Annotated in this window: 5 protein-coding genes and 1 pseudogene; 4 read left to right on the top strand and 2 right to left on the bottom strand. The window is 37.9% G+C overall.

What is annotated here, in order from left to right; all coding sequences use genetic code 11:
- Positions 1 to 108: 108 nt before the first annotated feature.
- The 4 genes from ARSQ2_RS09145 to ARSQ2_RS09130 all read left to right on the top strand — a co-directional run bounded on the left by ARSQ2_RS09145 (position 109) and on the right by ARSQ2_RS09130 (position 6,856).
- Positions 109 to 465, top strand: a complete 357-nt coding sequence (locus ARSQ2_RS09145) for a nitrilase-related carbon-nitrogen hydrolase (RefSeq protein ID WP_238334421.1) — start codon at positions 109 to 111, stop codon at positions 463 to 465.
- A gap of 525 nt (positions 466 to 990) precedes the next feature.
- Positions 991 to 2,733: an autotransporter assembly complex protein TamA gene (gene tamA, locus ARSQ2_RS09140; protein ID WP_276529428.1), complete on the top strand. Its 1,743-nt coding sequence runs from the start codon at positions 991 to 993 to the stop codon at positions 2,731 to 2,733.
- Positions 2,730 to 6,503: an autotransporter assembly complex protein TamB gene (tamB, locus tag ARSQ2_RS09135; RefSeq protein ID WP_181995107.1), complete on the top strand. Its 3,774-nt coding sequence runs from the start codon at positions 2,730 to 2,732 to the stop codon at positions 6,501 to 6,503. Before tamA ends, tamB begins: the two co-directional genes overlap by 4 nt.
- A gap of 2 nt (positions 6,504 to 6,505) precedes the next feature.
- Positions 6,506 to 6,856 carry a gamma-glutamylcyclotransferase family protein gene (locus ARSQ2_RS09130; RefSeq protein WP_181995106.1) on the top strand — a complete coding sequence of 117 codons (351 nt, stop codon included), beginning with the start codon at positions 6,506 to 6,508 and terminating at the stop codon, positions 6,854 to 6,856.
- Between the two features lie 62 nt (positions 6,857 to 6,918).
- Here the strand turns inward: ARSQ2_RS09130 and ppa are convergent, their stop codons facing one another.
- The gene (ppa, locus tag ARSQ2_RS09125) at positions 6,919 to 7,449 is read right to left on the bottom strand and encodes an inorganic diphosphatase (RefSeq protein WP_181995105.1); all 531 of its coding nucleotides are present in this window, start codon (positions 7,447 to 7,449) and stop codon (positions 6,919 to 6,921) included.
- Between the two features lie 244 nt (positions 7,450 to 7,693).
- A pseudogene (locus tag ARSQ2_RS09120) lies at positions 7,694 to 8,068 on the bottom strand (class 1 fructose-bisphosphatase); the annotation flags it as partial.
- Positions 8,069 to 8,240 lie beyond the last annotated feature (172 nt).

Here is an 8,240-nt window from a genome sequence, read left to right as displayed (position 1 = left end):
GGCGACTTTAAAATGATTACAAGTAATTACTCTATATCAGTAAATTTATATTGGAGAAAAACATATATTTTGTAATCAAAATTAAGTCGCTTAGCTATAACAGCTGCTTTGAGCCCTGAAGTCAATATCGCGCTTTCACGATCCTATGCAGTAGAAGGGCAATGTTTTGTTATTGCACCGTGTGCCATTGTGTCAGAGCAGATAATTGAACAGTTATGTACAGATAAAACTAAACGGAACTTGTTAAAAGCAGGTGGCGACCATGCATGTATATTTGGTCCAGATGGCAGTCAGCTAACAACCCCCTTTTCAGAAAATGAGGAAGGATTACTGTTAGCTACGCTTGACCCTGCTTCAATTACCTTCGCTAAAGCGATCGCCGATCCGGTCGGGCATTATTCACGTCCAGACGTAACTAGCTTATTATTTAATCCTGCGGCTAATCAATCGCCCGTTATCGATTAAAGCCGCTTCTTTTATCGAACTAATAGATACAAAAAAGATTGTATTGCCAGGGAGTGAATAAGTTCAGGCTAATTAGAATATTCTGACTATTAATTGAATAAATGTAGTGATTAATTCTAATATATCCACTTGACTGTATTTATCTGTTTTAATGGTGAGATAGTGACTAAAATTTGTGGTTAGGTGGTAATTATTTTTTCAGTCTATCTTCTATTTATATGTCTTTCTAAACTTTTTCATGGTTAAGAAAATGTTTTGCATTTCGTTTTTTTTTGCAAGAAAGTTGCTATTTTTTAATAAGGTATTTCGTGCATAAATTTTGGCTTGACGGTATAAAAATAAACAGACCGATAGTCTTATCAGTTAAAAATGTTTTAGCGTGCTATTCAATAGTCATTATTGGGGCTTAAATGGACAGAGAAAGATTGCATTATTTATTATTAATGTCTTGTATATCTTGTTTAATTTAACCAAAATGAGTGAGTTTTTTATCGTTATAAAGTCTATTTTCCATTAGGAGTTGGCGTGCCAAGATATTCTTTGCTTTGTTTTCTTTGTATGTCGATGGTAGTGTCAGTTGCCAATGGTACCAATCTTCGTTTAAAAGTTGAAGGATTGACAGGAGAACTTGAAAAAAACGTTCGTATTCAGCTCTCAAATATCACTCAGGATGAAATTCCCCCAGATGGTCGTTTCCAGGTCAGAGTTGATAAAGCAATTCGTTTAGGATTAAGGCCGTTAGGTTATTATGAACCCACCATTGAATTCTCTTATCAGGAATTTCAGCCTCCTTCTCGACCCGTTTTGACAGCTAAAGTTGATCCTGGAAAACCTGTTCATGTTAAAAATGTTAGTGTAACGTTAAATGGGGAGGCTAAGTATGATAAAGATTATGCGGAAATGATAGCTCGCAATACGCCACCAAAAGGAATTATTCTTAATCATGGCAATTATGAAGATTTGAAACAGGGATTTAGTCGGCTGGCAGTGCGTAAAGGTTATTTTGATGCAGAAATAGAGAAAAGTCAGTTAGGAGTCTCATTGGCTCACAGGGTTTCTTACTGGATATTTGATTTCAATAGTGGCGAGCGTTATCGCTTCGGTACCATCAAATATGAAGGCTCTCAAATTCGCGAAGATTATCTAAATAATATTGTTCCATTTAAACAGGGAGACTATTATGCTTCTGAACAATTGGCTGAATTCAATCAACGGTTAGTCAATACCGGTTGGTTCAATTCCGCAATTGTGACCGCTGATATTACTAAAGCTCGTGAAAAAGGCACGCATATTCTGCCAATGGACGCAGAATTAACGCCACGTGCGCGTAATCATGTTGAATTAGGTGGTGGTTATTCGACTGATGTAGGTCCCCGAGTCAAAGCTACTTGGAATAAGCCCTGGATTAATTCTAGAGGACAGAGTTTTACTTCCAGCCTTAGTCTTTCGCAACCTGAACAAATTATTGATGCCAGCTATAAAATTCCGCTAAAAAAGAGTCCATTAGAACAATATTATGCCGTTCAGGCGGGCTTTAAACGTACTGACCTAAATGATACTCAGTCTGATACCACAACGCTGAATTTATTAAGGAATTGGGATTATTATAAAGGTTGGCAATATGGCGTTAATTTGCGCTGGAGTCTTAGCCATTTTACCCAGGCAAATATAACCAATACTACTATGCTTCTGTATCCTGGAGCCAGCCTTAGCCGGATGCGACAGCGAAGTGGTGCTATGCCCTATTGGGGGGATAGCCAGCGATATACTATTGATATTTCTAATACTACTTGGGGTTCAGATATCGATTTTGTGGTATTACAAGCAAAAAATGTTTGGATAAGAAAACCCTGGAAAGGGCATCGTTTTGTGGTAAGAGGTCATCTTGGTTGGATAAAAACTAATCGATTTGACAAAGTCCCCCCTGATCTGCGTTTTTTTGCTGGTGGTGATCGCAGTATTAGAGGTTATGGTTATCAAAAAATTTCACCCACTAATAGCCAAGGAAAATTAACCGGTGCTTCAAAATTAGCCGTTGGCTCACTGGAATATCAATATAATGTGACAGGTAACTGGTGGGGCGCAATATTTGTTGATGGTGGTGAGGCGGTAAATGATTTTAGTAAAGATGATTTTAAAGTTGGCGCTGGTGTTGGTATTCGCTGGGTTTCACCGGTTGGGGCTATTAAACTGGATATTGCTGCGCCGGTCGGTGATCCTGATTATAGCAAAGTACAATTTTATATTGGGTTAGGTGCTGAGCTATGAAATGGGTAAAACGCATTAGCCTGGTCTTATTGTTTTTGTTACTAATATTATTAACGATGATTGGTTGGATAGTTAGCACCCAATCAGGCTTACATTTTACCCTTAATACAGCAGTGCGTTGGTTGCCAAGATTAGAAATTGCGACCATTTCCGGTGGCTGGAGTGATTTAAATTTGCAGGGAGTTCGTTATCGAACCAAGGGTATTAATGTTGATGTTGATAAGTTTAATCTTTCACTCGAAGTTAACTGTTTAAAACGTTTTCAATTGTGTGTTAATAATATTTCAACTGACGGCGTCGATGTTAAGATTGATAGCAAAGCCTTTGCATCTACCGAAGAACCAGCCAACTCAACTCCATTGACTAAATTGTCAACGCCCTATCCTATTTTGTTAAATCAGTTAACACTAAAAAATATCAATATTCAGCTCGATAACAGCCAGATTTCGCTGGCTGAATTAACCATGGCGGCTGATTGGCAAGCTAATCTGTTAACAATTAAATCAACGACAATTAATGGATTAGTGGTTAATTTGCCAAAAACTTTAGTGGAAAAAAATAAAGCGCCAGAAAAAGCAGTAATAAAAACCAGCGATCAGGTAGCCGATAAATCACCCGCGGAAACATTAAAAGCATTATTTACTGAGCCTTTATTAGCTAACTTACCTGAAGTCGTTTTACCTATCGATATTAATATCGAGCAGATCCGAGGAGTAAGCTGGCATTTAAGTGGCGATACTAAGGTGGCAATTGATAATTTGACATTAATGGCGAGCGTACAAAATCAGCAAATAGCTATCAAACAATTTGTTGTTGTGATGCCTGAAGGCAAAATCACTATTACCGGTGATGCTAATTTGGCTCAGCAGTGGCCGGTCAATATTGCTGTTCAAGCTGAATTCTATCTTAACGATCTTAAAGGGCAACAAGTTGATTTAAAACTGGAGGGGGCTTTATTACAAAAACTTAAATTAATATTAAGTTTAACGGGTCCCATCAAGGCTAACTTGGTCGCTAAAGCGGTCTTGTCACAGGCAGGATTGCCAATTCAATTAACCTTAGAGAGTCAGCAGCTTAATTGGCCACTACAAGCTGAGCCAGAATATCGTTTAAAAGATCTACGTTTACGTTTAAATGGTATGCTGACAGGTTATGATCTCTCATTTCGAACTAATATTAATGGACGGGATTTGCCACCGACGTTGTTAACGCTTGATGCTAAAGGGAATGAACAACAGTTTCGGTTAACGCGTTTGCGATTGAATGCGTTGCAGGGAAAAACAGAATTAACCGGTATTATCGATTGGAGTAAAGCGATAAGTTGGAATGGGTTATTAACTTTATCCGATATTAATACTGCAAAACAGTGGCCACAATGGCCAACTAAATTGCAGGGTAAAATCGTCACCACTGCCAGTTTACATGGTGGTAGCTGGCAATTAAAAATTCCTGAAATTACCCTTAATGGTAATGTAAAAGGTCATTTATTACGCACACGTGGACAGATAAGTGGCAATGCCGCAGGTCAATGGAACATTCCCGTTTTCAATATCTTACTCGGACGCAACAAATTAGATATTAATGGACATCTGAGTGACAGCTGGCAACTAGATGGGATAATTGATGCGCCAGCTCTCGATGGTGTATTACCTGGTTTAGCCGGAGTAATAAAAAGACGATTAAAATTACGAGGTGATTTAAAGTCACCTCAATTACTGGTTGATATTGCAGCTCATAGCGTTAAATGGCAAGATAGCTTAGCTATCGATAAAGCAACTATTCAAGGTGATATCCGTTCTGATAAAGAGATCCATGGCCAAATAACTGCTGCTGTTCAGCAGTTGAAACAGGCAGATTTAGTTGTTCATAATTTTACCTTGGATGCTAAAGGTAATGAGCAGCAGCATAGTATTAACATCAATATCGATGGAAAACCCATTTCAGGTCACTTAACCCTGAAAGGCAGTTTTGATCGACAGAAAGCGTTATGGCAAGGTGTGTTAGATAATACGTTATTTAACACCCCGATCGGTGAATGGCAGTTAAGTCGGGCGGTGTCAATTGAGTATGCCAATCAGCAAAAGGAAGTCACAGTTTCGCCTCATTGTTGGCTAAATACTAAAGGGCACTTTTGTTTTTCTAAAATGGCTAAAATTGGTAAATCCGGTAATGCAGATATTCTGCTACAACAGTTTAATTTAGCACTACTCAAACCCTTTTTGCCAGCGGAAACTCAGCTAACTGGCAGTTTTGATGGTGATGCGAAAGTGAGTTGGTATGCCGATGGGCATTCGCCGCAGGTGAAAGTAAATTTGTTTGGTAATGGCGTCAAAATCAAACAATTGATTGAAGGATCATTGTTACCCGTTGAATTTCAAACGCTAAGCTTGAATGCAGATATGAGTAATGGTAAGGCAGTATTACAGTGGTTAATACAAATTACCAATAATCGCAAATTTTCAGGCAATATACGGATTGACGATCTGGAACAAAGTCGTAGATTATCGGGTAGTATTAATATTAACGATATTTCATTAGCCTTAATTCGTCCAATTTTAAGTAATGGTGAAAGGTTAGATGGCAATTTGAATGGCGATTTAAGGTTATCTGGCAATATGAAGCAGCCGTTATTAAATGGTAATTTGGCGCTTTCTAATGTAGCAGCAAAAGGACACTGGTTTCCATTTGATATCCATCAGGGGTTCCTCAAACTGGATTTTATGGTAACTCGCTCTCAATTGACAGGACGTATTAATACACCTGAAGGTTATTTGAACTTAGTTGGAGAAGCGGATTGGCGTAATATTAAAGCCTGGCAAGCGAGAATTTCTGCCACAGGTAACAAATTGCGGATAACATTACCGCCAATGGTTCGTATTGACGTGGAGCCGAATATTGTTTTTGAAGCTACGCCTAATTTATTAAGTCTCAATGGCAATGTAAATATTCCTTGGACACGTATTACGGTACAAGAATTACCAGAATCAGCAGTTGGCGTTTCATCAGATGAGGTGATGTTAGATGCAAATTTACATCCAATTGAGAAAAAAGGTATATCAATTCCGATATCAACCAATCTACAGATTAAAATTGGAAATGATGTTCGTTTGGCTGCATTTGGCTTAAAAGCGCGATTGACAGGAATATTGAAAGTTATCCAAGATAAGCAAGGGCTGGGTTTAAATGGCCAGATTGATATTCCTGAAGGTCGATTTCATGCATATGGGCAAGATCTAATTGTGCGAAAAGGACAAATTTTATTTTCCGGCCCCGTTGATCAGCCATTCTTAAATGTAGAAGCGATCCGCAATCCAGATAGTACCAATGATAATGTGATTGCGGGGGTAAGAGTTACAGGCTTGGCTGATAAGCCAAAAGCAACGATTTTCTCCGAGCCAGTTAAATCGCAGGAGGAAGCTCTGTCTTACTTACTGAGAGGTGAAGGGTTAAATAGTAGTGGCGCAGATAGTACTCATATGGCTGCTTTGCTGATTAGTCTGGGAGTTTTCAAGAGCGGAAAATTATTGGGAAGTATTTGTGAAACATTTGGTGTTTCCGACTTAGCATTAGATACTCAGGGCGTTGGTGACCAATCTCAAGTTGTCGTGAGTGGTAAGATAACTAATGATTTGCAAGTTAAATATGGCGTAGGGATATTTAATTCTCTTGCTACATTAACACTACGCTATCGTCTGATGCCAAAATTGTATCTAGAAGCTGTGTCTGGCGTGGACCAGGCACTAGATCTGCTTTATCAGTTTGAGTTTTAATTATGCGTATAATTGTTTATGGTAGTTTAAGGCGTAATCAGGGAAATCATCATTGGATGACCTATGCTCAGCTGTTAGGAGAGTATAGGTTGGAAGGTTATGAGATTTATGACTTAGGCTATTACCCTGCAGTAATACGTGGTGAAAGGACGATAGAGTGTGAAGTTTATCGTATTACACCATCTATTTTGACTGAACTTGATGAATTAAAAAGGAACTTTCAGGATTATGTAAGAGAATTGATACCTACACTTTATGGTAATGCATGGATTTATCTTTATAAACTTTCGGTAGATGGTTTACGCCGAATTGAAAGTGGTGATTCGCTAAAGCGTGATGGAAAAAGCAAATAAATTTTTCTAACCAGATCCCATTTATCGCTGATAAAGGGGATCTAATTAAAACTCTATAATGGTTATTTTTTAGCTGCGCGTTCAAAAGAAGAAAGAATTTCAGCTTTTGCCGCATCAAAATTTTCCCACCCATCCACTTTTACCCATTTGCCTTGTTCTAAATCTTTATAGTGTTCAAAGAAATGTTTAATTTGAGCGCGTAATAATTCAGGTAAATCGTTAATATCTTTAATATGATCATATTCTTTAGTTAATTTAGAATGAGGCACCGCAACCAATTTTGCATCTTCACCCGATTCATCGGTCATTTTTAATACCCCGATTGGGCGACAACGAATTACTGCTCCTGATTGTAGCGGATAAGGTGTTGGAACTAAAACATCAACGGGATCGCCATCCAAGGAGAGAGTATGATTGATATAACCATAATTACAGGGATAAAACATAGCGGTAGACATAAAACGATCGACAAAGATGGTGCCAGATTTTTTATCTACTTCATATTTTATCGGATCCGCATTCGCGGGAATTTCTATAATAACATAGATATCTTCAGGCAGCTCTTTCCCTGCCGGTACATTATTTAGGCTCATAAAAAATGTCCTTTATTTAAAGCTAAAAATTGAGTAGCGGTTATAGCTAAGCGTCTTAATTTTGATTACAAAATATATGTTTTTCTCCAATATAAATTTACTCATATAGAGTAATTACTTGTAATCATTTTAAAGTCGCTCAGCTATATTATAGCGGTAAACGAAACAAAAACTCACTATCACTATAAAAATAAGCTTAACAATAAAGGCCAGATCGTTTGCCTTTATTGCGTATGATAGGATGTTATTCATTAACTGAAAATTCAAGCATAAAGCTTTCGGCTTTTTCTACCATAGATTTTGTTCCAATAAAGAAAGGTACACGTTGATGTAGTTGTTCTGGGACGATATCTAAAATTCGATTAGTACCATCACTTGCTTTACCTCGTGCCTGTTCGGCTAAAAAGGCGATCGGATTGCATTCATATATAAAGCGTAATTTACCTTTAGGATGACTTCCTTTACTTGAATAAATATAAATTCCACCTTTTAGTAAATTTCGGTGAAAATCTGCTACCAAAGAGCCAATATAGCGGGTGCTATAAGGGCGAAGCGTTGCGGGGTCTTGTTCTTGGCAATATTTTATATATTTTTTTACCCCTAATGGAAATTTACTATATAGATAAGCGACTTAATTTTGATTACACCATATTGAGTGCGAACAAAATATCTGTGTTGCATCCGAGCGCTCTTTTTTTGCATTTAGCTTGTGCCGATTTATGTTCAATTGGATTAAGATCTAGCGAATAGGTAGGCAAATATTCCAGCATATGCCCCGCATCGATCATGAC

Source organism: Arsenophonus endosymbiont of Bemisia tabaci Q2 (genome assembly GCF_902713415.1).
In the GTDB taxonomy this organism is placed as follows: domain Bacteria; phylum Pseudomonadota; class Gammaproteobacteria; order Enterobacterales; family Enterobacteriaceae; genus Arsenophonus.
Note: the sequence above shows the minus strand (reverse complement) of the source record. Positions and strands in the feature narration are given on the sequence as shown.

Coding starts and splice junctions, on each gene's coding strand:
- tamB (WP_181995107.1), top strand. CDS start 2,730: ATGAAATGGGTAAAACGCATTAGCCTGGTCTTATTGTTTTTGTTACTA.
- ARSQ2_RS09130 (WP_181995106.1), top strand. CDS start 6,506: ATGCGTATAATTGTTTATGGTAGTTTAAGGCGTAATCAGGGAAATCAT.
- ppa (WP_181995105.1), bottom strand. CDS start 7,449: ATGAGCCTAAATAATGTACCGGCAGGGAAAGAGCTGCCTGAAGATATC.